A 26,099-nucleotide genomic window follows, 5' to 3' on the forward strand; every position below is an offset into this window, starting at 1 on the left:
CTTCTTTCAGATTCTTCCCTTCTACCTTTTACGCCTACCCGAAAGGAAACACGCATGAATATCCATGAGTATCAAGGCAAGGAAATCCTGCGCAAATACAATGTGCCGGTTCCGCGCGGCATCCCCGCGTTCTCGGTTGACGAGGCCCTGAAGGCCGCAGAAACGCTCGGCGGCCCGGTGTGGGTCGTCAAGGCCCAGATTCATGCGGGTGGCCGCGGCAAGGGCGGCGGCGTGAAGGTTGCCAAGAGCATCGACGACGTCAAGACCTACGCCTCGAACATCCTGGGCATGCAGCTGGTCACGCACCAGACCGGCCCGGAAGGCAAGAAGGTCAACCGCCTGCTGATCGAAGAAGGCGCCGACATCAAGAAGGAACTGTACGTTTCGCTGGTGGTGGACCGCGTTTCGCAGAAGATCGCGCTGATGGCGTCGAGCGAAGGCGGCATGGACATCGAGGAAGTCGCTGCCCACACCCCGGAAAAGATCCACACCCTGATCATCGAGCCGTCGACCGGCCTGACCGACGCTGACGCCGACGACATCGCCCGCAAGATCGGCGTGCCCGACGCGAGCGTGTCGCAAGCCCGCCAGGCCCTGCAAGGCCTGTACAAGGCGTTCTACGACACCGACGCTTCGCTGGCCGAAATCAACCCGCTGATCCTGACCGGCGACGGCAAGGTCATCGCGCTGGACGCCAAGTTCAACTTCGACTCGAACGCGCTGTTCCGTCACCCGGAAATCGTGGCCTACCGCGACCTGGATGAAGAAGACGCCAACGAAATCGAAGCCTCGAAGTTCGACCTGGCCTACATCTCGCTGGACGGCAACATCGGCTGCCTGGTGAACGGCGCCGGCCTGGCCATGGCCACCATGGACACCATCAAGCTGTTCGGCGGCGAGCCGGCCAACTTCCTCGACGTGGGCGGCGGTGCCACCACCGAGAAGGTGACCGAAGCCTTCAAGCTGATGCTGAGCAACCCGAATGTGGAGGCCATCCTGGTCAACATCTTCGGCGGCATCATGCGTTGCGACGTGATCGCCGAAGGCGTGATCTCCGCTTCCAAGGCCGTGCACCTGACGGTGCCGCTGGTCGTGCGCATGAAGGGCACCAACGAAGACCTCGGCAAGAAGATGCTGGCCGACTCGGGCCTGCCCATCATCTCGGCCGACACGATGGAAGAAGCCGCCCAGAAGGTGGTGGCCGCTGCCGCTGGCAAGTAAGCCGTCGCACGAACGCAACCATACGCGAACGCGAGCGGTGCGCAGGCGCTCCCTTGAGCCCCTGTGCGCGCCGCTCGTAGCCAAGCAAAGGATTACAGCATGTCGATTCTGATCAACAAAGACACCAAGGTCATCACCCAGGGCATCACCGGCAAGACCGGCCAGTTCCACACCCGTGGCTGCCGCGACTACGCCAACGGCAAGAACGCCTTCGTAGCAGGCGTGAACCCGAAGAAGGCCGGCGAAGACTTCGAAGGCATTCCCATCTACGCCAGCGTCAAGGACGCCAAGGCCCAGACCGGCGCCACCGTGTCGGTCATCTACGTGCCGCCCGCAGGCGCCGCTGCCGCGATCTGGGAAGCCGTTGAGGCCGACCTGGACCTGGTGGTCTGCATCACCGAAGGCATCCCCGTGCGCGACATGATGGAAGTCAAGGACCGCATGCGCCGCGAGAACAAGAAGACCCTGCTGCTGGGACCGAACTGCCCGGGCCTGATCACGCCGGACGAAATCAAGATCGGCATCATGCCGGGCCATATCCACAAGAAAGGCCGCATCGGCGTGGTGTCGCGCTCGGGCACGCTGACGTACGAAGCCGTGGGCCAGCTGACCGCGCTGGGCCTGGGCCAGTCGTCGGCTGTCGGCATCGGTGGCGACCCCATCAACGGCCTGAAGCACATCGACGTGATGAAGATGTTCAACGACGATCCGGAAACGGACGCCGTGGTCATGATCGGTGAGATCGGCGGTCCGGACGAAGCTAACGCGGCTTACTGGATCAAGGAAAACATGAAGAAGCCGGTGGTTGGCTTCATCGCTGGCGTGACCGCGCCTCCGGGCAAGCGCATGGGCCACGCCGGCGCGCTGATCTCGGGCGGTGCCGATACCGCCCAGGCCAAGCTGGAAATCATGGAAGCCTGCGGTATCAAGGTGACCAAGAACCCGTCGGAGATGGGCCGCCTGCTGAAGGCAATGCTGTAAGTTGTACCTCCTCATTCCCGCTAGCGCGGGGATGAAGAACCAGACAATGCCCCCGCCCGTGCGGGGGCATTGTCGTTCTGGAGGACGGCTCGGCGTGGCTTCCGGCACGAAACATTACAAGATTGAAATCTAATCGAAAGGTTCGTGCGGTAAACAGTCATGTCCGTGTTTCGAGACATCCGAAATCCCGTCAGATGACGGGTGTGCCACCTATAAAATTCGAGGAGCCCTCTCGTGGAACTGCTGTCTTCCACCACATTCTGGATTGCGTTGGGATCGATCATCCTGACCAATATCGTCCTGTCCGGCGACAACGCGGTGGTGATCGCGCTCGCCTCGCGCAACCTGCCGCCCGCCCAGCAGAAGAAAGCCATCTTCTGGGGCAGCGCCGCCGCCATCATCATGCGCGTGGTGCTGACCGTGGCCGCGGTCAAGCTGCTGAGCCTGCCGTACCTGAAGATCGTCGGCGCCGTGCTGCTGGTCTACATCGGCGTGCAACTGCTGACCGGCGATGACGACGAGGAAGGCCACGACGGCAAGGACAATATCTGGGCCGCCATCCGCACCATCCTGATCGCGGACCTGGTGATGTCGCTCGACAATGTGGTGGCCGTGGCCGCCGCCGCGCAGAAGGGCCCCGAGGGCAGCCAGCTGATGCTGCTGATCATCGGCCTGGGCCTGTCGATCCCGCTGATCGTGTTCGGCAGCACGCTGCTGCTCAAGGTCATGGAGCGCTTCCCGGTCATCATCGTGCTGGGCGCCGCGCTGCTGGGCTACCTGGCCGGTGAAATGCTGGTCAGCGACCCGGTCGACGCCGCCTGGTTCGAAGTCCACGTGCCGCATGCCCACCTGGTATTCGGCGCCGCCGGCGCGATCCTGGTGGTGATCATGGGCAAGCTGCTGAGCCGCCGGTCGGCGCAGGCCGCCTGACGAGGTTCCGCCCAGGCGAGAAGGGCGGCCAGCGGGCCGCCCTTTTTCATTGGTGCGCCGGCAAGGCGGTCGTCGGTGCCTTGGCCAACTAACTCATGTGAGTGATCGCACATTTTGTCGGTTTGCGCGGTGGTAGGGGGGTGCAAGTGACAAATTCTGGCGCATACGGCATGCATACCCCTGATGGGTGACGAAATTTGTCGCTTTTCACCCCCTACGGATGGGGGATGCCGCTGGCACGCTTACTGCTCAATAGTCCCCGCGTCACGAAACCGAAGACGTGCAACGCTTAACCAAAATCTCTTCGAGGGGTCAAATCATGCAACGGGTACAACTGAAGAAACTGGGCCGTCGTGTCCAGAAGGGCTTTACGCTGATCGAACTGATGATCGTGGTGGCGATCGTTGGTATCCTGGCGGCCATTGCAATTCCGCAGTATCAGGATTACACGCGACGCGCACGCGTCTCTGAAGGCATTGCACTGGCTTCCTCGGCGAAGACGGCGGTTACAGAAACTTTCCAGTCGCGCGGGATTGGCGCCATGATCGCCGCCACCGGTTGGGTCGCGCCGGCCGCGACGCCGAGTGTTAACAGCGTCGCTATCGCAGATACAGGCGTGATCACCATCACTTACAATCAGGCTGTTATGGGAACGGCGGCCGCACCGACGCTCTTGTTCACTCCCGTGGACGCCGCTGGCGCAGCGATGGCCCTAGACGTGGCCGCTGGAGCAACTTGGCCCAACCAGTGGAGCTGCTCCCTCGGCGGCACCCTGCCGAACAACCTGCGTCCGGGAAACTGCCGCCCGTAACGACAGGATTGACGTAGGTTGTATGGAAAGCGCCTTCGGGCGCTTTTTCTTTGTTCACCCTGCAAGCTATCATGCGCCTTTTCCCTAAACAGCCGCGCTAATGCTGCCGTCCAGGACCTTCCTACCGTCGGCCGCCCTTTTCGCAGCAATCTTCGTCCCGCTGCTAATCTCCCGGCACACGCTGCCGCTGGCGACGTTCTACGGCGAATGGACCGCCGCGCTCTGCGCGCTCGCCGTCCTCGCTATCCATGCGGGTCGCCGCCCCGTGGCATCGCCTGGAGTGTCGCTGCCGTGGGTGACACTGCTGTTTCTCTGGCTGGTCGCCGTCGGACTTGTCTTGGGCGCCACTGGCCATCACGACATCACCGGTAGCCGCCTCACCACCATCCTCACGCTGTTCCTGGGCGCAGCGGTGACATGCGCCGCATGGTCGTACCGAGGCACGTCTGCGGCATCCACTCAGAACATCGGCGACACTCTCGCCACCGCCTTCCTCATCGCCGGCCTGCTGGGTACCCTCACGCAATGGGTGCAGTTGTTCCATCTCGAACCCCGTGCCTTCGGCCTCGTCTCCAGCTACTTTTACGACAGCAACCGCCGCCTCTGGGGCAACCTGAACCAGCCCAACCACCAGGCCACCGTTGAGGGCCTGGCGTTGGTGGCGTCAATGTGGCTGGCCTCGCGCGGCCGCCTGCGTTTCCCGATGTGGCTCGCCGCCGTGGCCCTGCTGGAAAGCGGCATCGTGCTGTCCGGATCGCGCACCGGCGTGCTGCATGTTGGCCTGGCTGCGGTCTATGCACTGGTCGCCGCGTGGCTCGCACGAGGCGAGCGGCGCGACTCGGATCCGATGCAGCGACCCGTCGGCCTGCTCGTCGCAGCAGTCTCAATGGTGGCAATGCTACTGATCCTGCAACCCGCAATCCGCGCAGCAGGGCAAGCCTTCGACTGGCGCCTGTTCGACACCATCGCCCAACTCGAAGCAGAAGACCAGATGTCCGCACGCAGCGCACTGTGGACCCACGCGCTGGCAATGTTCCGCTCCCACCCCTGGTTCGGCGTCGGCTGGGGCGAGTTCGGCTGGGCCCAATTCCAGCAAATGCAGCAAGTCGGCGTGAAGGTGGAGATGTCCCTGCACGCCCACAACGCGATCCTCGACCTGCTGGCGAAGACGGGCATCGTCGGCACCGCCGGCGTAGGCCTGATCCTGCTGGCGTGGCTATGGCGCGTCGTTCGCGTTCGCTTGTGGCACGGCGATAGCGAAGAGCGCAAGCAGACCGTGCTGGTTCTCACCTGGCTGGCGATGCTGTGCGCGCATTCGATGCTCGAATACCCGCTGCATTATCTCTATTTCTTCCTGCCGTTCTGCTTCATGCTCGGCTGGCTGGAGCCGTCGGGTTTCGGGCGGTGGCGTGTGCCGATGCCAGTGGCACGTGGGCTGGCGATCGCGTTTGTCGTTGTAGCCGCGATCGTGCTGGCCACCATGTGGCAAGACTACCGCCGCGCCGAAGCGCGCGAATACGCCAGCAGCGAAGGCCGCAGCGCCTTGCCGATGCCGCGCTTCTGGTTCCGCCAGCACGCGCAGGCCGATGCTGCCGGCCTGGCCACGATTACGCCGGCCAATGCGGCCGAGTTGTTGCCCGCCCACATCGCCGCCGTCCACCTGCTGCCTACGCCGACCATGATCGCGCGCACCGCATGGCTGCTGGCGCTGACCGGCGATCCTGCGCAAGGCCGCCAGTGGATGGAACGGCTGCGCTGGTACTACCTTGGCGATGAAGTTGCGCAATACGCCGAGATTGCGAAGGCATGCCGCGATCTGGCAGCAGACCAACGCCCGCAGGGATTCTGCGCATGGGTCGGCGACCGTTCGCGTCGGTACTCCGAATGGCCCCGGGACTGACCTAGTAGTACGGGTACGGGCTGTAGTAGACCGGCGGCGGAGGCGGCGGATAGTAGTAGTACCGAGGTGCCGGCGGCGCAGCGGCTACGCGTCCGGGGGCCGGCACGCGGTTGCCGCTGGCGTACATGCACTGAACGTAGGCGGCATCGTATTGCTGTTGCGTGCCGTAACCCGCGTACTGGGCATTGCCAGCGCCGACCGCCGCGCCAGTCAGCAGGCCGACGCCTGCACCCACCGCCGCACCCGAACCGCCATTAAAGGCCGCGCCCGCGGCAGCGCCGAGGGCGGTGCCGACCACCGCGCTGCCGACGGCCGCATTGTTGGCGGCCTGCGCGGACGAGACACCGCCCACCCGCCCGAAGGCGAACTGGCGGCAGTTGTAGTCGTCGGCGCGGAACTGGTCGAAGCTCTTGCCGGTGCCCGGCAGCACCATCACGCTGGGGCCGGCAGGCATCACGGCGCAGGCGCCGAGGGTCAGGGTGGCCACGGCCAGCGTGGCGCGGGTCAGGGCATGCATGGTGTCACCCCGCATCAGAAGTTGACCGGCGGCTGTGCCGGTATGCGTTGCCAGCCGCCGGGGCAGGACTGCACATAGGGGTAGTAGCCTTCGGGCTGGTTGCAGTGGTACCACCAGCCCTGCTGCGGCGCTACGCCGTCCGGGCCGGGGACCGGCACCGGGCCGTTCGGACCCTGTTCGATATACTGCGGCGGCGCCGCGGGTGCGGTGACCACGGCGGGCGGGTAGTAGTACGGGGCGGGGTAGCCATACGGGTAGCCGCCGTAGAACACGCCAGGCCCGAAATAGAGGCCCACGCCGACGCTTGTGCGCGTCTTGATGAAGCCGCCGCGTGCGTCGCTATCGTGTAAAGCGGTATCGGGGAAATCGGCCCGCCCGGCGAGGGCGGCGCCGCTTGCGGCCGTGGCCGCGAGTGCCAGGGCGATCTGGCAGAGCATGCGCCCGTTCATGGTATCCACCTCATCCCCGCGCGCACCGCATGGCACGCCACGGACAGGGTCAGCAGGCCCCAACCAGCGCGGGGCCTGCAATCATATTGAATACCAAATTGTCCCGCGCCGGCGCCACGGCGGCCCGGCTGGAAATGCGGCGTTACCTTTATTACCGGGGAACGACCCTGGCGTAAGACATCGTGACACAGCCCATCGCGGCGCGTGTTGCAGGCGTCACGTGCGGAGGTCAGCCGGCCGCGACCCAATCCCCTGACTTGCCCCCATGCTTTTCCAGCAACTTCACATTGCCGATCACCATGCCGCGGTCCACTGCCTTGCACATGTCGTAGATCGTCAGCAGCGCCACCTGCACGCCGGTCAGTGCTTCCATCTCCACGCCGGTCTGGCCGCGGGTTTCGGTGCGCACGGTGCAGGCGACGGTGGCGGTGGCCTCGTCCAGCGCGAACTCGACCGCCACCTTGGTCAGGCCGATCGGGTGGCATAGCGGGATCAGGTCGGCGGTGCGCTTGGTGGCCATGATCGCTGCCACGCGGGCGATGCCGATCACGTCGCCTTTCTTGGCGCTGCCGTCGCGCACCAGCGCGAAGGTGGCGGGCTGCATGGTGATGGTGCCGGTGGCCACGGCGACGCGGTGGGTGCTGGCCTTGTCGCCGACGTCGACCATGTGGGCCTGTCCGGCGGTATCGAAATGGGTGAGCTGGGTCATGATCGAGAGCTTCAGTGCGAACTGCGTGCTGGTGGCCGCCGGCGTCCCTGGGAAGCATCCGATGGGAACGGCCACGGGAGGCCGCTATCATAGCAACATGCCAAAACACCCATCGCTTCGCAGGTCTGCCGCACGCGGCCCCGGCGCCGTGGCGGACGCTGTTCCCGCCGGCTCTGCGTCACATCGCGCAGGCGCCGGCCATTGCCGCGCTGGCGGCGCATGGACGCCATGGCGGCGGCCGCTGGCGGCGCTGCTGGCGCTGACGTTGGCGGCGCCGGCCTGGCCCCAGGGTACGCCGCGCACGGCCACGGCGCCAGCCACGCCGGTAGCGGCCGTGCCTGCCAGGCCCCCACAGCCGGTGCCCGCCATCTCGGGCGAGGCCAGCGACCAGGTCTATGACAACCTGAACCGCAGCGTGAAGGCGGGCCAGAAGTCCGAGTTCGGCCTGCGCACCAACAACGCGGTGGTGGAGGCCGGCGGCGTGCAACTGCCGGACCTGGGCGACCCGTCCACGGCGTCGCTGTCGCCCGACATGGAAAAGCGCCTGGGCGACCGCATCATGCGCGATATCCGCCGCGACCCGCTGTACGTGCCGGATCCGCTGCTGTCCGATTACCTGAATGCGCTGGGCTACCGGCTGGTGCAGGCGGCGCGGCGCCAGAATATCTCCGGCTCGACCGGTGCGGGCACCTTTGCCACCGGCTTTGACCTGTTCGCGGTGCGTGACCGCAGCATCAACGCGTTTGCGCTGCCGGGCGGCTATATCGGCGTGCATACCGGGCTGCTGGTGCAGTCCGATACGGAATCGGAACTGGCCTCGGTGCTGGGCCATGAAATCGGCCACGTGATGCAGCGGCATATCGCGCGTGGCATCACCTCGCAGGACCAGTCGATGTGGATCGCGCTGGCCTCGATGGTGCTGGCGGGCCTGGCCGCCACGCGCAGCCCGGACGCCGTGGCGGCGCTGGCCATGGGCGGGCAGGGCGCGGCCATCGCCAACCAGCTGTCGTTCTCGCGCGGGGCCGAGCGCGAGGCCGACCGGGTCGGCTTCCAGATCCTGACCGCGGCGGGGTTTGACCCGCAGGGCATGCCCGAATTCTTCATGCGGCTGCAGCGCGCATCGGGGACCGCGGAAAACTCGGTCCCGTCTTATGTGCGGACTCACCCGCTGACCTCCGAGCGGATTGCCGACATGCAGGACCGCGTCAGCCATGCCAGCAAGCGCAAGGTCGCCAACACGCCTGAATACGAGTTTGCGCGGATGCGGGCCCGCGTGATCCAGGAATCTTCGCCCAGCGACCTGCAGAACCTGCGCGCGGCGCTGCGCACGCAACTGCCGGGAGCAACGGCACTGCGCGCTCCGGCGCTGCACTACGGCCTTGCCTTTACCGAGCAGCGGCTGGGCCGCTACCCGGCCGCCGAGCAGGAGCTGGCCGAGGCGCGCCGACTCTACGGCAATATCCCCGGCGCCACCTCGGGCAGCCCCATGCTGGACGTGATGGCGGTGGAACTGGCGCGCGCGCAGGGCCGCGTGCCCGAGGCACTGTCCCAGGCCAGCGCGTCGATGAAGGTGTTCCCGCTGTCGCATGCGGTGGCGATTGCCTATGCCGACACCCTGGTCGGCTCAGGCCGCTATGAAGAGGCCGTGCGCTTCCTGCGCGAACGCACGCGCCAGGAGACCAGCCGCGGCGAATGGTGGGAGCTGCTGGCGCGCGCCTACGCGGGCCAGGGCAAGCGCTTGCAGCAGCACCAGGCGCTGGCCGAGAAGTATGCGATGGACGGCGCCTACCAGGCCGCGATCGAGCAGCTGCAGATCGCGCGCAAGGCCGGCGATGGCGACTTCTACACGCTGTCCGAGGTCGATGCGCGCCTGCACCAGCTGGAGCGCCAGTACCGCGAGGACAAGCAGGACAGCAAGGGCATGCCTAACTGAGGCAGGCGTTCAGCCAGCCGGCGGCGCCGGCTGGCGCACGAAGCCAAAGCGCCTGGGCACCTCGCTCTCGGCAATCGGCTCGATCGGGATGTCGCGGCCATCATGGTGAAATACGCCCAGGTCAGTGCCGCAGGCTTCGCCTTGCCAGGTGCTGGCGCCGCTGAACAGTTCCAGGTCGTGGTCGTGCAGCAGGGCGGCCTGCTGTGCCGGCGGGCTGCCTTGCGCCATGCCCTCGACCGTGCCGGCCAGCACCACGTTGCCGTGCTCGTCGGCGTAGCAGGCCTGCAGCGTGAAGGGCTGCTGCGTGGTCGTGCGCAACGCGCCTTCATGCAGCCGCACGACCCACGGCGCATAGCCCAGTGATACGAACACCCGCTGCGGGCCGTTCTGGAAGTACCAGGCGCCGCGCTCGTCGCACAGGTAGTTGCGTTCGATAAAGCCGATCAGCGCTTCATGGCGGATGGGGTCGCCCGACAGCCCGTGCTGCTGGGCGTACTCATTGCGCAGGCGCCACTGGCCGCGGCGGTCCAGTGCCAGCCAGCCGTAGGCGTTGGGCACGTTGGGCCAGCGTGCCATGGCTTGCCTGACGATCTCGTCCATGTCTGTCTCCTCGGCGGGCCGTGGGGGGACTGCGCCCGCCTCACATCATGCCGTCAAAAAATCTCAGGATCCGTGCCGGCAACCATTCGATGTCGCCGCTGAAGCGCCCGTCGGGCAGCAGGGGCAGGTGCCGGCGCCAGCCCTCGGGCGGGGTCATGAAGCCGACATGGCCGCCGTGCTCGGGCTGTTCCAGCCATACCTGGGGGCTGGCGTCGGCCGGGCCGGGCAGGTGCCGGGCCGGCAGGAAGGGATCGTTGCGCGCATTGAGCACCAGCGTGGGCACGGCGATGTCGCGCAGCACGGGTTTGCTGGCGGCGCGGCGCCAGTAGTCGTCGGTATCGACAAAGCCGTGCAGCGGCGCGGTGACGACGTTGTCGAAGGCGTACAGGTCGCGGCTGGCCAGCATCGTGTCGCGGTCGAACAGCCCCGGGAACTGCCCCAGCTTGGCCAGCGACTTGCGCTTGAGCGTCTGCAGGAACATGCGCGTGTAGACCAGGTTGAAGCCGGCCGACAGCGCCGCGCCGCCGGCAGCCAGGTCCAGCGGCGCGGAGATCGCCGCGGCCGCATGCACGTGGCCGGCGCTGGTGCCGTCCTCGCCCAGGAAGCGCAGCAGTGCGTTGCCGCCCAGCGAGATCCCCACCACCAGCAGCTTGCGCCCGTTGGCGCAATGGCGCTGGCGCATGCGCTCCAGCACCCAGCGGATCTCGGCCGAATCGCCCGAGTGGTAGAAGCGCGGCGCCACGTTTAGCTCGCCCGAGCAGCCGCGGAAATGCGGGACCACGCCCTGCCAGCCGCGCAGGGACAGCGCATGCATCAGCGCCTGCGCGTAATGGCTGCCGGAGTCGCCCTCCAGGCCGTGGAACATCACCACCAGCGGCGTGTCCGGGCGTACCGGGTGGGTGGTCCAGTCGAGGTCGATGAAGTCCTGGTCGGGGGTATCCCAGCGCTCGCGGCGGAAGCTCACGCGCGGCGGGCGGCGCGTGAAGCGCGCGGGGATGATGGTCTGGGCATGGCCGCCGCGCAGCCACCAGGGCATCGGCACGCCTTCGCCGTAGCCATGGCCGGGCGCCGTGGCGGGATCAGCCTGGGCGGCGTGGACGGCCTGGGGAAGGCGGTGGTGCGGAAGCAGCGTCATGCCGGCGTGGTGTTGCAGCAGGCCGCGGCGCGGCGGCCATGCGGGTTCAGTGCAGCGCCTGCCCCGGCGCGGCGGCCACGGCGGCAACCTGCACCGCGTTGGCCGGGCTGCAGTGGATATGCGCCAGGCGCCAGCCTTCGTGGTTCTGCATCAGCACATAGGTGGTGTGCACGTACAGGTCGGCCTCGACGCGGTCGCCGCCGAAGCGCAGCGCCTCGGTCACGTCGAAGATCGACACGGCCATCGACGCATGGCTGCTGGTCTCGATTGCATCGACCAGCACCGGCTGTTCTTCCAGCAGTTGCAGGAAGGCCTGGCGCAGCTGTTCGTGGCCGATCAGGCGCTGGCCGTCGGGCAGCACGCAGGTGATCGAGTCTTCGTCCAGCCACAGGCGCAGCGCGCCGTCTGCGTCGCGCAGCTTCAGCGCTTCGCGAAAGGCTTCGACGATGTCTTCGGCGGAATCGAACAGGCGGGCAAAGCGAGGCATGGTGGCAGTAGAAGTGGCGAGGGCAGTGAGGTCAGGGCCGGTGCAGCAGCTTGCGCAGCTCGACGAACACCATTTCAGGTTCGATCTCTTTCAGGCAGCGCAGGTGGCCCAGCGGGCACTCGCGCTTGAAGCAGGGACTGCACTCCAGCTGCAGCCACATGATACTCGCTGCCTGTGACAACGGCGGCGTGTGGCGCGGGTCGCTCGAGCCGAACACCGCCACCTGGGGCCGGTTCAGCGCCGCGGTGACGTGCATCAGGCCGGAGTCGTTGCAGACCGCGGCTTCGGACAGCGCCAGCAGGTCCACGGCATCATCCAGCGAGGTCTGGCCGCAAAGGTTGCGCACGAACGGGGCCTCGCTGACGATCTCGGCGGCGAGCTCGGCGTCCTTGGCCGAGCCCAGCGTGATCATCTGCGCATACGGGTAGGAACGCCGCAGCATCTGCGCGAGCCTGGCGAAATGCCCGGCCGGCCAGCGCTTGGCCGGGCCGAACTCGGCTCCCGGGCAGAACGCGATCACGCGCGTGTGCGGGGCGATGCCAAAGCGCTCGGCGGTGGCCGCCATGCGCGTCGGGTCGACGCGCAGGCGCGGCTCGGGCAGGTCTTCGGGCAGGCGCGCGCCGGGCTTGAGCGCCAGGCGGGCGTAGTGCTCCACCATCGGCGGGCGCTTGTCGCGCGGCGGGTTGGCGTGGCGCACGTTGAGCAGGCCGAAGCGGGCTTCGCCGCGGTAGCCGATGCGCAGCGGGATGCCGGCCAGCCAGGGGACCAGTGCCGACTTGAGCGAGTTCGGCAGCACGTAGGCGAGGTCGTAGCCTTCGTTCTTGAGCTGCTGCGCGAACATCAGCCGTGCCGACAGCTGCAGCTTGCCGTGCGCGAGGTCGGACGGGAACACGCGGCCGATCTCCGGCATGCGCGCGAGCACGGGCGCGACCCACTTGGGTGCGAGTGCGTCGATGACCAGGCGCGGATGGCGCGCCTTGAGCAGCGCAAAGAGCGGCTGCGCCATCAGGGCGTCGCCGATCCAGTTGGGGGCGATGACGAGGGCTTTCTTCATGGGCGGGGCGCTTGGAGCCTGCACGGGTGCGTCGGCGCGGACGCCGGCAATGCCGACGCTCCGGGGCGCCTGCAAGCGGCCCGGAGCGTCGGGATCGTGCGCATGCGGGCGGCTCGGGTCAGTGGTGGCCCTTCAGCACGGTGCCCGGCTTGAGCTTGTAGACGGTGCCGCAGTAGGGGCACTTGGCTTCGCCGGTGTCTGCCACGTCGAGGAACACGCGCGGATGGTAGTTCCATGCCGGGGTGTTGGCGGTCGGGCAATGCAGCGGAATGTCTTCAGCGCCGATTTCGATGATGGTGGCGGTTTGCGTCATGGTGTTGCAGGGAGTGATGCTTATTGTTCGATGAAAACAGCGGGTGTGCCGCGCCCGGCAGTGCCGGGCGCGCGCAACAGGGGCTGGCAGCCGGTGCTCAGACCAGCGTCAGCCACTTCTTGTACTTTTCGTTGGTGCCGCCCACGGCGGCAAAGAACGCGTCCTGGATCTGCTTGGTTACCGGGCCGCGGCGGCCTTCGCCGATGACGCGGTCGTCCAGTTCGCGGATCGGCGTCACTTCGGCGGCGGTGCCGGTGAAGAAGGCCTCGTCGGCGCAGTACATCTCGTCGCGGGTGATGCGCTTTTCACGCACCTCGATGCCCAGGTCGCGCGCGATGGTCAGGGTGGCGTCGCGGGTGATGCCGTCCAGGCACGAGGCCAGGTCCGGCGTGTAGATCACGCCGTTGCGCACGATAAACACGTTCTCGCCCGAGCCTTCGCTGACATAGCCCTCGGTGTCGAGCAGCAGCGCTTCGTCGTAGCCCAGGCCGGTGGCTTCCTGGTTGGCCAGGATCGAGTTGATGTAGTAGCCGCTCGCCTTGGCGCGCACCAGCGACACGTTGACGTGGTGGCGCGTGAACGACGAGGTCTTCACGCGGATGCCGCGCTCCATGCCTTCCTCGCCCAGGTAGGCGCCCCACGGCCAGGCCGCGATTGCCACGTGGATCGTGTTGCCCTTGGCCGAGACGCCCAGTTTCTCGTCGCCGACCCACACGATCGGGCGGATGTAGCAGGATTCCAGCTTGTTGGCGCGCACCACTTCGCGCTGCGCCGCTTCCAGCGTGGCCTCGTCGAAGGGCATGACCATCTGGAAGATCTTGGCCGAATTGAACAGGCGGCGGGTGTGCTCCTTCAGGCGGAAGATGGCGGTGCCTTCGGGGGTCTTGTAGGCGCGTACGCCCTCGAACACGCCCATGCCATAGTGCAGCGTATGCGTCAGCACGTGGATCTTGGCGTCGCGCCATTCGATCAGCTTGCCGTCCATCCAAATCTTGCCGTCGCGATCCGCCATCGACATGTCTGTTCTCCCTGCGCCGTGGAAATAGCAAAAACGACATTGTAAGCCCGGGGGACATGGGTCACAACGCGGCGCGGGCGCCGCTGCGGTCTAGAATCCTCTTTTTCGGGCATTCTTGCCCTGTTCCGCGCATCGTGCCGCCGCGCTGGCGGCCTTGATTCCCACACTCGCCGTGCCTTTGACCCCACATCCCGGACCCGATGTCCCGCCTGACAGGGCTTCCGACCCCGGCGGCGCGTCCGCGCCGCAGGCCGGCTGGCAGCAGGCGCTGGAGGCGCTGCGCGCGCTCGCCGGCAGCGAGCCTGCCGCCGGGGCCGAAGGCGGCAGGCGCCTGCTGTGGGCGCTGACGCTGGATGCCGACGGCGCGCCCGGCACGATCGAGCCGCTCGAGCAGGTGCGCGGCGCGCGCGGCTGGGGCAAGCCCAGGCCAGTGCCGCTGGCGCGCGTGGCCGAGGACGACCGGCTGGAGCCCTGGGACGCCCGCGTGGCCCGCGCCATCCGCCGCGACCAGTCGCACAACCGGCGCTACGTGCTCGACCGCGCCGCCGCGGCGATGGCGCTGGTGGGGCACCCGGGCGTGGTGCTGGCGCATGCGCCGTCGCAGACGCTGGAGGTGGTGGAGGACGCGCCCGCGCTGGAAGCGGTGCGCAGCGCCGGCCGCTACGTGCTGCGCATGTTCCCGCCGGTGCGCGAGGCGCCGGCGATGGAAGCCTTGCTGCCGGCCGCCGCGCGCCAGGAGGCCGAGGCGCTGCGCCAGCTCACGGTGGTGCGCGACGGCCCGCACCGGCTGCGGCTGATCCGCTTTACGCCGGCGCAGTTCGAGGCTGCCCGGCTGATCGGCGATGGCCTGGCGATCCCTGAGGACGGCCACGCCCAGCTCGACCAGACCTTGCGCGCGCTGGCCGGCCAGTTCCAGGTCCAGGCCGACCAGGCGGGCGGATCGCGCGCGGTGGAGGCTGACGCGCGCCTGCGCGCCGAGGTGGCACCGTTGGGCGGGCTGGCGGGGCGCGGCATTTCGCTGCGGCTGGTGGTGACGCCGCTGGGGCCGCTCGGGCCGCGGCTCGCGCCCGGCGCCGGGCGCGAGCGCCTGATGGCCGCGGTGCGCGGCGAGACCCTGGCCACGCAACGCGACCTGGATGCCGAGCTGGCCAGCGTGGCCGAGGTCTTCGCGGCATTGCCGCAGCTGGTGGCGCTGGCGCCGCCGGGCGGCGAATACACCTGGATGCTGGACGATCCGGAGGACGCGCTCGCGGTGGTCGAGGCGCTGCCCGGCCTGGCCGCGGTGCAGGCCGTGGAATGGCCGCGCGGCAAGGAACTGCGGGTGCTGCCGGCCGACCTGCCGCAGCTGGGCGTGCACATCGAGAGCCGCGGCGCATGGTACCGGCTGGCCGGCGAGCTGCGCGTGGCCGAGGGGCTGGTGCTGGAGCTGGGCAAGCTGATCGACTGGACCGGCAGCCACGCCGGGCGCTTCGTGCCGATGGGGCAGGGCGTCTACGTGGCGCTGACGCGCACGCTGCGCGGCCGGCTGCGCGACCTGGCGGGCGTCGGTGAGCATGTGCCCGACGGCATTCGCGTCCCGCAGATGGCAACGCCGTGGCTCGATGACGTGCTGGCCGGCGCCGGCGTCGATCCCGACGCGCATTTCCGCCAGCGCATCGCCCGGCTGCGCGCCGCGCGCGAGGCTGACATCGCGCTGCCTGCCACGCTGGCGGCTGAGCTGCGGCCCTACCAGGAGGCCGGCTACCGCTGGGCCATGACGCTGGCGGCCTCGGGCCTGGGCGCCTGCCTGGCCGACGACATGGGCCTGGGCAAGACCCTGCAGGCGCTGGCGGTGCTGGTGGCGCGCGCCGGCGGCGGCGCCGCGCTGGTGATCGCGCCGACTTCGGTGTGCGGCAACTGGGCGGCCGAGGCGCGGCGCTTTGCGCCCACGCTCAACGTCCATGTCTATGCCGAGGGCGATCGCGAGACGCTGCTGGCGCAGGGCGGGCCGCATGACCTGGTGATCGTCTCATACACGCTGCTGCAGCAGGCCAGCAAGGCGTTCTGCGCGCGCGCATGGCATACCGTGGTCGCGGACGAGGCGCAGGCCTTCAAGAACGCGGTCACGCGGCGGGCGCAGGCCATGTTCGCGCTGCCGTCGGGCTTCCGCATGGCGCTGACCGGCACGCCGGTGGAGAACCGGCTGGCCGAGCTGTGGTCGGTGATGCGGTTCTGCAATCCGGGTTTGCTGGGCTCGCTGGCCCGCTTCAACGAACACTTTGCCAACCCGATCGAGCGCGGCGGCATGCGCGAGGCGCGCCAGCGGCTGCGCCGCATGATCGCGCCGTTCGTGCTGCGCCGGACCAAGGCGCAGGTGCTGGACGAACTGCCGCCGCGCACGGAGCTGGTGATCCGGGTCGAGCCCGAGCCGGTCGAAGCCGCGCACTACGAGGCCCTGCGCCGCCAGGCCCAGACCGAGGCCGAGGCCGCGCTGGCGCGCGTGGAAGCGGCACGCAAGGCCACCAAAGGCGCGCCTGCCGGGGCCCGAGCGCGCGCCCTGGCGCAGGCCCAGCACCAGGCCCAGGCGCGCATCCACGTGCTGGCGCAGCTGATGCGGCTGCGGCGCGCCGCGTGCGACCCGCGCCTGGTCACGCCGGAACTCAGCGGCCAGCTGTCCGAAGGCGCCAAGGTGCGCGCCTTTGTCGAGCTGGCCAGCGAGCTTGCCGCGAGCGGCCACAAGACCCTGGTGTTCAGCCAGTTTGTCGACTTCCTGCAGCTGCTGCGCCAGGGGCTGGAGCGTGCCGGGCTGGCGCTGCAGTACCTGGACGGCGCCACCCCCGCGGCCGAGCGCACCCGCCGCGTGGCCGCCTTCCAGGCCGGCGAGGGCGATGTCTTCCTGATCAGCCTGAAGGCCGGCGGCTTCGGCCTGAACCTGACCGCGGCCGACTACGTGATCATTGCCGACCCCTGGTGGAACCCCGCCGCCGAAGACCAGGCCATGGGCCGCGCGCACCGCATCGGCCAGCAGCGTCCGGTGACGGTGTACCGGCTGATCAATGCCGGCACCATCGAAGAGCGCATCGTCGACCTGCACCGCGACAAGCGCGCGCTGGCCGACGGGCTGCTGGAGGCGGACGAAGAAGCCGCTGCCGGCACCGGCGCGCCCTTGCCGGAGATCGACGAACTGGTAGGCCTGCTGCGGCGCTGAGCGGCCATATGCCCGCATGGCATACCTTCAAGCGAACTCGGTCGTTTGGTTTTGGCAGGATCCTTGCTATCTTGTGGGGCTGGCCCGAGGCTCAGATCCCGGCCGGCCCCATGTTCAGTCCTGACTCTCTCCGACGGTGCCCCCATGCCTATTTCGTCCCGCCTGCTTCCGCGCTTGTCCTTCCGTTCCGCTACCGGCCTGGCCGCGCTGTGCGCCGCCGCTGCCGTCAGCACGGTCAGCATGCCCGCCCGCGCGCAAGGGGAGTGGCCGACGCAGCCGGTGACGATCCTGATGGGCTTTACTGCCGGCTCCGGCGTCGACATCGTCGGCCGCACGCTGCAGGAGTCGCTGCAGAAGTCGCTGAAGACCACCATCATCTACGACTACCGGCCGGGCGCCGGCGGCAACGTGGCCTCCGAGGTGGTCGCGCATGCCAAGCCGGATGGCTACACGCTGCTGCTGGGCACTGCCGCCACGCACGGCATCAACCCGGCGCTGTACAAGAACCTGCCGTTCGACGCCGAGGCCGATTTCACCCCGATCGCGCCGCTGGTCGATGTCTCCAACGTGCTGACCGTCAACCCGGCGGTGCTGGACGTGAAGTCGGTCAAGGAGTTTATCGAGAAGGTCAAGGCCAACCCGGGCAAGTACAACTTTGCCTCCACCGGCAACGGCACCGGCACGCACCTGGCCTTTGCCGAGTTCAACGCGCGCGCCGGCCTGGACATGGTCCACGTGCCCTACAAGGGCGGCCCCGACGCGCTGCAGGCGGTGGTGAAGGGCGAGGTCTGCTGCATCTTCAACCAGGTGCAGAGCGTGCTGCCGCAGTACCGCGCCGGCAAGGTGCGCCTGCTGGGCGTGACCACCAAGCAGCGCGTGCAAGTGATTCCCGACGTGCCGACCATTGCCGAGAGCGGCCTGCCCGGCTTCAACAGCACCATCTGGTTCGGCTTCTTCGGGCCCAAGGGGCTGGATCCGAAGATCGCGCGCAAGGTCAACGATGCGGTGAAGGTGGCGCTGGAAACGCCGGCGATCCGCCAGAAGCTGATCGATGCCGGCAACACGCCGCGGGTCGAGACCGTGGATCAGTTCAAGGCTACGGTGAAGGGGGATCGGCAGAAGTGGGCGGGGGTGGTCAAGACCGTGGGCGCGTCGATCGACTGACGCGCGCTGGCCTCGGTCAGGTCCGTACCCCCAGCCGCGTGAGCAGGTGCGCCAGTTGCGCCTGCGTGCCCGTCCCGGTCTTGGTGAAGATTGCCTTGAGTTGGGTGCGTCCGGTCTCGCGCCGGATGCCGATCAGCTCGCACGCCTCGGGCAGGCCGATGCCCGATGACAGCTGCAAGGCCAGCCGGGTCTCGGCCGGCGTGAGGCCGTAGAGGTCGCGCAAAACGGCTGGCAGCGTCATCGGCGCGGTGCCGGGCTCGTGGATCGCCACCAGCACGCTGGGGCGCTGCCAGTCCATCGCCAGATGGTGCGCCGGCGGCAGCGGCAGCAGGACGACCTGGGCCTGGCGGCCGGCGCTGTCAGCCGCGCGCAGCGCCTGCGCCGGCTGCGGGTTGGCGGGGTTGCATGCCGCCCGCAGCGCCTCGGCAAACGAGCGCGACAGCTGCCAGTCGGCTTCCTCGCGCACGGCTATGGCGGGCGGCGCCACGGCGCGGGTTTCGACCGACACCGCCGGCAGCAGCCGGCGCACCCAGGTCTCGCCAATGCTGTTGGCCATCAGCGGCTTGCCGTCGTCGCGGAACACGATCACGCCGAACGGCAGCCGCTCCATCAGTTGCGCCGACGCATGCGCCAGTGCCGACACCTGGTGGGTGCGGTCGCGCAGCGCCATCGCATGGCGCACGTGCGGGATGGCCCAGTCGAGCGCGCGCGCGTCTTCGGGCGAATAGTGGTCGTGGCCCTGCGGGCGCTGCAGCGACAGGAACACGTCGTAGTGCGGCTGGCGCTCGATCAGGCAGGCCATCACCGATGACTGTTCGAATTGCCGCAGGAACTCGCCGTAGAAGGGCGACTTGCGCATCGCCTGCGCGCCCAGCTCGCGTGAATCGATATACCAGTTGCCCACCGACATGCGCCTGGCGAACGGCAGGGCCGGGTCGATGGCTACGTATTGTTCGCTGTAGGCGGCCACCGCCTCCGGCATGGGGTTGACCTCCTGGTTCACCAGCACGCGCTCGTTGACGGTGTCGAGCACCAGCAGATGGGCATGCGTGCTGCCGCTGGCCTGGCACAGCGCGCCCAGGCTGCGCTGCCAGGCATCGGCATCGAAGATCCCCTCGTACAGCGCGCGAATGGTGTCGTGCATCTGTGTGTCGCTCATGGCTTCCCTTCTTTTTACTTCTTTTATTTTTAGCACTTTCTTCGCGGGGCAACGGGCGGGCCGCGGGCGCGGCGCCGGCCCGCTGCCGGGCGCGTGGTGTTCAGGCCTGGTCCAGCGCCGCGCCCAGGCGCGAGAGCAGATGCGTCAGCTGGGCCTGGCTGTTGCAGCCGGTCTTGTGGAATATGGCCTTGAGCTGGGTGCGCGCGGTTTCGTGGCGGATGTTCAGCTGCTGGCTGGCTTCGGGCAGGCCCTGTCCGGTGGCCAGCTGGGTGGTCAGCCGGGTCTCCGCCGGGGTCAGTCCGTACAGGTCGCGCAGCACCGGCGCCAGCAACAGCGGCGCGCTGTCCTGCTCATGCACGATCACCAGCGCCGCCGGTTCCTGCCATTGCGCGGCAAACGCGTGCGAGGGCGGCAGCGGCAGCACGATCACCTGCGCGCAGGCGCCGTTGCCGTCGGTGGCGCGGGCGGCCTGCGCGGCGACCGCGCGCTGCGGGTCGCAGGCGGCCTGGACCATGTCGGCGAACGGGCGCGACAGGGTCCAGTCCGACACCTTGCCGGCCGGGTCCAGGCGCCGCGCCCAGCGCTCGCCGGCGCGGTTGCTCAGCAGCACCTGGCGCTGCGGCGAGAACACCAGCAGGGCAAAATTGAGCCGCTCCACCAGCTGCGTCGACAGCCGCGCCAGCACCGTCAGCCCCAGCGTGCGGTCGCGCATGGCCATGGCGCTGCGCATATGCGGGATGATCCAGTCCATGCCGCGGGTGTCGTCGGGCGAGAACAGCGGCTGCGTGCGCGCGCGCTGCATCGAGAAATAGACTTCGTAGTGGGGCTGGCGCTCGACCAGGCAGGCCACGTAGGAGCGCAGGTCGTAGCGGTGGAAGAAGTCACGGTAGAACGGATGGCGGGCCATGGTGCCTTCGCCCAGTTCGCGCGCGTCGATATACCAGTCGCCCGGCCGCAGGCGCGGCGCGAACTGCTTGGCCGGATCGATGGCCTGGTAGTCCGATTCGTACTCGGTAAACAGTTCCACCACCGGATTGACGATCTCATTGACGGTGACCTGGTCGCGGACAGTGTCCCAGACCATCATCGAGGCGTGTGCCGTGCCCGCCAGATCCGTCAGGGTGCGCAGGCTCTGCTGCCAGGCACCGGGATCGAGAATGCCCTCGTACAAGCCACGGATCGCTCCGTGCATGTCGGCTTCTTTCATCTGACTCACCCCCTGCATTCGCGACAAGGAAATGCGCGGCGCCGGCGGTGCGTCTGATCGCACACCGGCTGCTTTCTTTTTGGCTGCTTGTTATTTTGGCCGCCTGTTGTCATGGCCGTTTCAAGACCGGCTCTGGCGCTTTTGCGTGTCTGTTGTAGCAGACGTTGCATACATTACCGCACTCGGGGGTCAAGAGGGGCACGGAGCTGCCCCTTCTTTCGTGGGGAGGGGCGCCACCTGGCTTGTGCGGGATTGCGCATAATGTGCTGTAAGAGGCATATCACATGTGCGTAACGGTCCGGAATCGGCAAAGCGTTGACCACGATCAGGTAAAATGCCCGTTTCCCCGAATTCCAGCGAAATCTCGCGCCATCCATCGCCATGACCTCTGTCCTGCGTCTTTCCGACCTGATTTCCCAAGGCAAAATCTCCGGCAAGCGGGTGTTTATCCGCGCCGACCTGAACGTGCCGCAGGATGACGCCGGCAACATCACCGAGGACACCCGCATCCGCGCCTCGGTGCCGGCGATCGAGGCCTGCCTGGCTGGCGGCGCCGCGGTGATGGTCACCTCCCACCTGGGCCGCCCGACCGAGGGCGAGTTCAAGCCCGAGGACTCGCTGGCGCCGATCGCCACGCGCCTGTCCGAGTTGCTGGGCAAGCCGGTCAAGCTGGTGCAGAACTGGGTCGACGGCGTCGAGGTGGCGCCGGGCCAGGTGGTGCTGCTGGAAAACTGCCGCGTGAACAAGGGCGAAAAGAAGAACAGCGACGAACTGGCCCAGAAGATGGCCAAGCTGTGTGACGTCTACGTGAACGATGCCTTCGGCACCGCCCACCGTGCCGAAGCCACCACGCATGGCATCGCCAAGTACGCGCCGATCGCCTGCGCCGGCCCGCTGCTGGCCGCAGAGATCGACGCGCTGGGCAAGGCGCTGGGCCAGCCGGCGCGCCCGCTGGTGGCGATCGTGGCCGGCTCCAAGGTCTCGACCAAGCTGACCATCCTGAAGTCGCTGGCCGACAAGGTCGACAACCTGATCGTTGGCGGCGGCATTGCCAATACCTTCATGCTGGCCGCCGGCCTGAAGATCGGCAAGTCGCTGGCCGAAGCCGACCTGGTCGGCGACGCCAAAACCATCATCGACATCATGGCCAAGCGTGGCGCCTCGGTGCCGATCCCGGTCGACGTGGTGTGCGCCAAGGAATTCAGCGCCACCGCCGCGGCCACCGTCAAGGACGTCAAGGACGTGGCCGACGACGACATGATCCTGGACATCGGCCCCAAGACCGCCGCGATGCTGGCCGAGCAGCTCAAGGCCGCCGGCACCATCGTCTGGAACGGCCCGGTGGGCGTGTTCGAGTTCGATCAGTTCGGCAACGGCACCAAGGTGCTGGCCCAGGCCATCGCCGAATCGAAGGCGTTCTCGATTGCCGGCGGCGGCGACACGCTGGCGGCCATTGCCAAGTACGGCATCGCCGATCGCGTGGGCTATATCTCCACCGGCGGCGGGGCGTTCCTGGAATTCCTGGAAGGCAAGAAGCTGCCCGCATTCGAAGTGCTGGAGCAGCGCGCCGCAGGCTGACGCATCCGCCGGGCCCGGCGGTGTTGCCGGGGCCCTGAACCAGGAATTCCGCGCATGACTCGTTCCACCAAGATCGTCGCCACCATCGGCCCCGCCTCCAGCTCGCTGGAAATCCTGACCCGCATGATCGCGGCGGGGGTCGACGTGGTGCGGCTGAATTTTTCGCACGGCACCGCCCAGGACCATCTCGACCGCGCCCGCCTGGTGCGCGAAGCCGCGCAGGCATGCGGGCGCGAGGTCGCCATCATGGCCGACCTGCAGGGCCCCAAGATCCGCGTCGGCAAGTTCGAGCACGGCAAGATCACGCTCAAGGCGGGCGACCCGTTCATCCTGGATTCGAGCTGCCAGCTAGGCAACGAGCAGCGCGCCGGCCTGGACTACCAGGACCTGCCGCGCGACGTCGGCCCGGGCGACCTGCTGCTGCTCAACGACGGCCTGATCGTGCTGGTGGTGGACCGTGTGTTCGGCAGCGAGATCTTCACCACCGTGCGCGTGGGCGGCGAGCTGTCCAACAACAAGGGCATCAACCGCCAGGGCGGCGGGCTGTCGGCGCCGGCGCTGACCGCCAAGGACATGGACGACATCAAGACCGCCATGGCCCTGGGCGCCGACTACGTCGCGGTCAGCTTCCCCAAGAACGCCACCGACATGGAAATGGCGCGCCAGCTGACCGCGGTGGCCGGCCAGCCGCACGGCCACAAGGCCCGCATGATCGCCAAGATCGAGCGCGCCGAGGCGATCCGCCCGGGCGTGCTGGAAGAGATCCTGCAGGCGTCCGACGGCATCATGGTGGCGCGCGGCGACCTGGCCGTGGAAGTCGGCAATGCCGCCGTGCCGGCGCTGCAGAAGCGCATGATCAAGCTGGCGCGCGAGGCCAACAAGCTGACCATCACCGCCACCCAGATGATGGAGAGCATGATCGTCAACCCGGTGCCCACGCGCGCCGAGGTCTCGGACGTGGCCAACGCCGTGCTGGACGGCACCGACGCGGTGATGCTGTCGGCCGAAACCGCCGCCGGCCGCTACCCCGTGGAGACGGTCGAGGCCATGGCCGCGGTCTGCATCGAAGCCGAGAAGTCCGAGGTGGTGCAGCTCGACACCGATTTCCTGAACCAGACCTTTTCGCGCATCGACCAGTCGGTGGCGATGGGTGCGCTGTTCACGGCCTATCATTTGCAGGTGAAGGCGATTGCCGCGCTGACCGATTCCGGCGCCACCGCATTGTGGATGAGCCGTCACCGCATCCATGTGCCGATCTATGCGATGACGCCCAACCTGGCCTCGCAGCGCAAGATGCAGCTGTACCGCAACGTGGTGCCGCTGCCGCTGCAGTCCAGCGCCGACCGCGACACCGCGCTGGAGCAGGCAGAAGAACTGCTGCTGGCGCAGGGCGTGGTGCAGCGCGGCGATTTCATCGTGCTGACCATCGGCGAGCCGATGGGCCAGCCGGGCGGCACCAACACCCTGAAGATCGTCAGGGTGGGCAGCTGAAAGTGAGATGAAGCAATGCGTGCCATGCCGGACGGAGCGCCAGCGCGGAATGCGCAAGGCTGACGGAGCCGGCAGGCACGGGCAGCGCCACGTAAGTCGATGCACTGCGTAAGCGCCGATTAGAAGAATACGCGGAAGACACCCCATTTTTTATTAGGAGTTAGACATGCCACTCGTATCGATGCGCCAGCTGCTGGACCACGCGGCCGAGAACAGCTACGGCCTGCCGGCCTTCAACGTCAACAACCTCGAGCAAGTGCAGGCCATCATGCAGGCTGCCGACGAGGTCAACGCCCCGGTAATCATGCAAGCCTCGGCCGGCGCGCGCAAATACGCCGGTGAGCATTTCCTGCGCCACCTGATCGAAGCCGCGGTAGAGGCTTATCCCCATATTCCGGTGGTGATGCACCAGGACCACGGCCAGTCGCCGGCGATCTGCCAGGGCGCGATCGACCTGGGCTTCTCGTCGGTGATGATGGACGGCTCGCTGCGCGAAGACGGCAAGACCCCGGCCGAGTACGAGTACAACATCGACGTCACCCGCAAGGTGGTGCAGCTGGCCCACGCCGTCGGCGTGACCGTGGAAGGCGAACTGGGCTGCCTGGGCTCGCTGGAAACCGGTGAAGCCGGCGAAGAAGACGGCATCGGCGCCGTCGGCGTGCTGGACCACTCCATGCTGCTGACCGATCCGGAGCAGGCCGCCGACTTCGTCAAGGCCACCCAGCTGGATGCCCTGGCCATCGCCATCGGCACCTCGCACGGCGCTTACAAGTTCACGCGCAAGCCCACTGGCGACATCCTGGCGATCAGCCGCATCAAGGAAATCCACGCCCGCATCCCCAACACCCACCTGGTGATGCACGGCTCGTCGTCGGTTCCGCAAGAGCTGCTGGAAGAGATCCGCAAGTTCGGCGGCGACATGAAGGAAACCTACGGCGTGCCGGTCGAGGAAATCCAGGAAGCGATCAAGTACGGCGTGCGCAAGATCAACATCGACACCGACATCCGCCTGGCCATGACCGGCGCGATCCGCCGCTTCTTCGCCGAGAACCCGAGCAAGTTCGACCCGCGCGAATACCTGAAGCCGGCCCGCGAAGCCGCCAAGCAGGTGTGCAAGGCGCGCTACATCGCCTTCGGCTGCGAAGGCCAGGCCGGCAAGATCAAGCCGATCGGCCTGACCGACATCGCGCAGCAGTACAAGGCGGGCAAGCTGTCGCAGGTCGTGCAGTAAATGTCCCTAGTCCGCCTTCCGCGCAAGGGGAAGGCGGATTGCAGTTCCGGCCGCCGCGGCACGCATCCAGCGCCCGGCGGCTTCGCCGTTTTATCGGAACCATCATGTCCAACGCTCTCTACCAGTCCTCCATCAACTCGCTGCCGCTGCTGGGCCACGGCAAAGTGCGCGACAACTATGCCGTCGGCAATGACAAGCTGCTGATCGTCACCACCGACCGCCTGTCGGCGTTCGACGTCATCATGGGCGAGCCGATTCCCGACAAGGGCCGCGTGCTGAACCAGATGGCGAACTTCTGGTTCCGCAAGCTCGCGCACATCGTGCCGAACCACGAGACCGGCATCGCGCCCGAGACCGTGGTCGCGCCGGAGGAAGTGGAGCAGGTCAAGGGCCGCGCCGTAGTGGTCAAGCGCCTGCGGCCGATCCTGGTCGAAGCCGTGGTGCGCGGCTATCTCGCCGGCAGCGGCTGGAAGGACTACCAGGCCACCGGCAAGGTGTGCGGGATCGAGCTGCCCGCCGGCCTGCAGAACGCGCAGAAGCTGCCCGAGCCGATCTTCACCCCGGCCGCCAAGGCCGAGATGGGCGAGCACGACGAGAACATCTCGTTCGCCGAAGTCGAGGCCCGCATCGGCATCGCGCTGGCGCGCCAGATGCGCGAGATCTCGATCCGCCTGTACAAGGAAGCGGCCGAGTTTGCGGCCACGCGCGGCATCATCATCGCCGATACCAAGTTCGAGTTCGGCCTGGACGACAATGGCGTGCTGACGCTGATGGACGAGGTCCTGACCGCCGATTCGTCGCGCTTCTGGCCGGCCGATTCCTACCAGGTGGGCACCAACCCGCCGTCGTTCGACAAGCAGTTCGTGCGCGACTGGCTGGAAGCCGTGCGCATCGACGGCAAGCCCTGGCCCAAGACCGCGCCGGCACCGCAACTGCCGGACGAGGTGATCGAAAAGACCGCCGCCAAGTACCGTGAAGCGCTGACGCGCCTGACGGGCGAAGAACTGCAGTAACCAAAATGTGT

Annotated in this window: 23 protein-coding genes; 12 read left to right on the plus strand and 11 right to left on the minus strand. The window is 67.7% G+C overall.

The window, feature by feature from the left end:
* The first annotated feature begins 54 nt into the window (after positions 1 to 54).
* The 5 genes from sucC to AC3WLE_RS29515 all read left to right on the plus strand — a co-directional run bounded on the left by sucC (position 55) and on the right by AC3WLE_RS29515 (position 5,843).
* The gene (sucC, locus tag AC3WLE_RS29495; protein WP_492355803.1) at positions 55 to 1,221 is read left to right on the plus strand and encodes an ADP-forming succinate--CoA ligase subunit beta; all 1,167 of its coding nucleotides are present in this window, start codon (positions 55 to 57) and stop codon (positions 1,219 to 1,221) included.
* A 99-nt stretch (positions 1,222 to 1,320) separates the two neighbouring features.
* Positions 1,321 to 2,202, plus strand: a complete 882-nt coding sequence (gene sucD, locus AC3WLE_RS29500) for a succinate--CoA ligase subunit alpha (RefSeq protein ID WP_492317643.1) — start codon at positions 1,321 to 1,323, stop codon at positions 2,200 to 2,202.
* A 234-nt stretch (positions 2,203 to 2,436) separates the two neighbouring features.
* Entirely contained in the window at positions 2,437 to 3,132 is a 696-nt protein-coding gene (locus AC3WLE_RS29505) for a TerC family protein (protein WP_058698367.1), read from the plus strand.
* A 280-nt stretch (positions 3,133 to 3,412) separates the two neighbouring features.
* Positions 3,413 to 3,943 carry a pilin gene (locus AC3WLE_RS29510; protein WP_492363608.1) on the plus strand — a complete coding sequence of 177 codons (531 nt, stop codon included), beginning with the start codon at positions 3,413 to 3,415 and terminating at the stop codon, positions 3,941 to 3,943.
* A gap of 100 nt (positions 3,944 to 4,043) precedes the next feature.
* Entirely contained in the window at positions 4,044 to 5,843 is a 1,800-nt protein-coding gene (locus AC3WLE_RS29515; RefSeq protein ID WP_492355802.1) for a PglL family O-oligosaccharyltransferase, read from the plus strand.
* Position 5,844: 1 nt separating this feature from the next.
* Here the strand turns inward: AC3WLE_RS29515 and AC3WLE_RS29520 are convergent, their stop codons facing one another.
* The 3 genes from AC3WLE_RS29520 to moaC form a co-directional block, all read right to left on the minus strand.
* Positions 5,845 to 6,360: a hypothetical protein gene (locus tag AC3WLE_RS29520; RefSeq protein ID WP_492351627.1), complete on the minus strand. Its 516-nt coding sequence runs from the start codon at positions 6,358 to 6,360 to the stop codon at positions 5,845 to 5,847.
* A 14-nt stretch (positions 6,361 to 6,374) separates the two neighbouring features.
* Positions 6,375 to 6,809 (minus strand): hypothetical protein, encoded by a 435-nt coding sequence (locus tag AC3WLE_RS29525; protein ID WP_492355801.1) that lies wholly within the window; start codon positions 6,807 to 6,809, stop codon positions 6,375 to 6,377.
* 229 nt (positions 6,810 to 7,038) lie between these two features.
* Entirely contained in the window at positions 7,039 to 7,518 is a 480-nt protein-coding gene (gene moaC / locus AC3WLE_RS29530) for a cyclic pyranopterin monophosphate synthase MoaC (protein WP_035816150.1), read from the minus strand.
* Positions 7,519 to 7,615: 97 nt separating this feature from the next.
* On the opposite strand from moaC, the gene AC3WLE_RS29535 reads away from it, so the two are divergent.
* Positions 7,616 to 9,451, plus strand: coding sequence for a beta-barrel assembly-enhancing protease (locus AC3WLE_RS29535; protein ID WP_492355800.1), 1,836 nt, complete (start codon positions 7,616 to 7,618; stop codon positions 9,449 to 9,451).
* A gap of 9 nt (positions 9,452 to 9,460) precedes the next feature.
* Here the strand turns inward: AC3WLE_RS29535 and AC3WLE_RS29540 are convergent, their stop codons facing one another.
* The 6 genes from AC3WLE_RS29540 to AC3WLE_RS29565 all read right to left on the minus strand — a co-directional run bounded on the left by AC3WLE_RS29540 (position 9,461) and on the right by AC3WLE_RS29565 (position 14,058).
* A complete protein-coding gene (locus tag AC3WLE_RS29540) occupies positions 9,461 to 10,051 on the minus strand; it encodes a DUF2946 family protein (RefSeq protein ID WP_492355799.1) in 591 nt (196 codons plus the stop codon).
* 40 nt (positions 10,052 to 10,091) lie between these two features.
* On the minus strand, positions 10,092 to 11,186 hold the full coding sequence (locus AC3WLE_RS29545) for a YheT family hydrolase (protein ID WP_492355798.1): 1,095 nt from the start codon (positions 11,184 to 11,186) through the stop codon (positions 10,092 to 10,094).
* 46 nt (positions 11,187 to 11,232) lie between these two features.
* On the minus strand, positions 11,233 to 11,673 hold the full coding sequence (locus tag AC3WLE_RS29550; protein WP_010812207.1) for a YybH family protein: 441 nt from the start codon (positions 11,671 to 11,673) through the stop codon (positions 11,233 to 11,235).
* Between the two features lie 31 nt (positions 11,674 to 11,704).
* On the minus strand, positions 11,705 to 12,727 hold the full coding sequence (waaF, locus tag AC3WLE_RS29555; RefSeq protein WP_492355797.1) for a lipopolysaccharide heptosyltransferase II: 1,023 nt from the start codon (positions 12,725 to 12,727) through the stop codon (positions 11,705 to 11,707).
* Positions 12,728 to 12,845: 118 nt separating this feature from the next.
* The gene (locus AC3WLE_RS29560; RefSeq protein ID WP_010812205.1) at positions 12,846 to 13,040 is read right to left on the minus strand and encodes a zinc-finger domain-containing protein; all 195 of its coding nucleotides are present in this window, start codon (positions 13,038 to 13,040) and stop codon (positions 12,846 to 12,848) included.
* Positions 13,041 to 13,137: 97 nt separating this feature from the next.
* Entirely contained in the window at positions 13,138 to 14,058 is a 921-nt protein-coding gene (locus AC3WLE_RS29565; RefSeq protein WP_010812204.1) for a branched-chain amino acid transaminase, read from the minus strand.
* A gap of 172 nt (positions 14,059 to 14,230) precedes the next feature.
* On the opposite strand from AC3WLE_RS29565, the gene AC3WLE_RS29570 reads away from it, so the two are divergent.
* Both AC3WLE_RS29570 and AC3WLE_RS29575 read left to right on the plus strand, forming a co-directional pair.
* On the plus strand, positions 14,231 to 17,245 hold the full coding sequence (locus tag AC3WLE_RS29570) for an SNF2-related protein (RefSeq protein WP_492355796.1): 3,015 nt from the start codon (positions 14,231 to 14,233) through the stop codon (positions 17,243 to 17,245).
* A 144-nt stretch (positions 17,246 to 17,389) separates the two neighbouring features.
* Positions 17,390 to 18,409 (plus strand): Bug family tripartite tricarboxylate transporter substrate binding protein, encoded by a 1,020-nt coding sequence (locus AC3WLE_RS29575; protein WP_492355795.1) that lies wholly within the window; start codon positions 17,390 to 17,392, stop codon positions 18,407 to 18,409.
* 16 nt (positions 18,410 to 18,425) lie between these two features.
* Here AC3WLE_RS29575 and AC3WLE_RS29580 read toward each other — a convergent pair whose 3' ends face one another.
* Positions 18,426 to 19,568 carry a helix-turn-helix transcriptional regulator gene (locus AC3WLE_RS29580; RefSeq protein WP_492355794.1) on the minus strand — a complete coding sequence of 381 codons (1,143 nt, stop codon included), beginning with the start codon at positions 19,566 to 19,568 and terminating at the stop codon, positions 18,426 to 18,428.
* Between the two features lie 100 nt (positions 19,569 to 19,668).
* Entirely contained in the window at positions 19,669 to 20,775 is a 1,107-nt protein-coding gene (locus AC3WLE_RS29585) for a helix-turn-helix transcriptional regulator (protein ID WP_492355793.1), read from the minus strand.
* Between the two features lie 381 nt (positions 20,776 to 21,156).
* Here AC3WLE_RS29585 and AC3WLE_RS29590 point away from each other — a divergent pair, with 381 nt between their 5' ends.
* From AC3WLE_RS29590 to AC3WLE_RS29605, 4 genes are all read left to right on the plus strand, one after another.
* On the plus strand, positions 21,157 to 22,353 hold the full coding sequence (locus AC3WLE_RS29590) for a phosphoglycerate kinase (protein ID WP_492317633.1): 1,197 nt from the start codon (positions 21,157 to 21,159) through the stop codon (positions 22,351 to 22,353).
* Positions 22,354 to 22,407: 54 nt separating this feature from the next.
* Complete coding sequence (gene pyk, locus AC3WLE_RS29595) at positions 22,408 to 23,844, plus strand: pyruvate kinase (RefSeq protein WP_492317632.1); 1,437 nt, start codon at positions 22,408 to 22,410, stop codon at positions 23,842 to 23,844.
* A gap of 166 nt (positions 23,845 to 24,010) precedes the next feature.
* Entirely contained in the window at positions 24,011 to 25,075 is a 1,065-nt protein-coding gene (gene fba, locus AC3WLE_RS29600) for a class II fructose-bisphosphate aldolase (protein WP_010812197.1), read from the plus strand.
* 104 nt (positions 25,076 to 25,179) lie between these two features.
* Complete coding sequence (locus AC3WLE_RS29605; protein ID WP_492317630.1) at positions 25,180 to 26,088, plus strand: phosphoribosylaminoimidazolesuccinocarboxamide synthase; 909 nt, start codon at positions 25,180 to 25,182, stop codon at positions 26,086 to 26,088.
* Positions 26,089 to 26,099 lie beyond the last annotated feature (11 nt).

The organism is Cupriavidus sp. FW306-1B-F12B, from assembly GCF_058781795.1.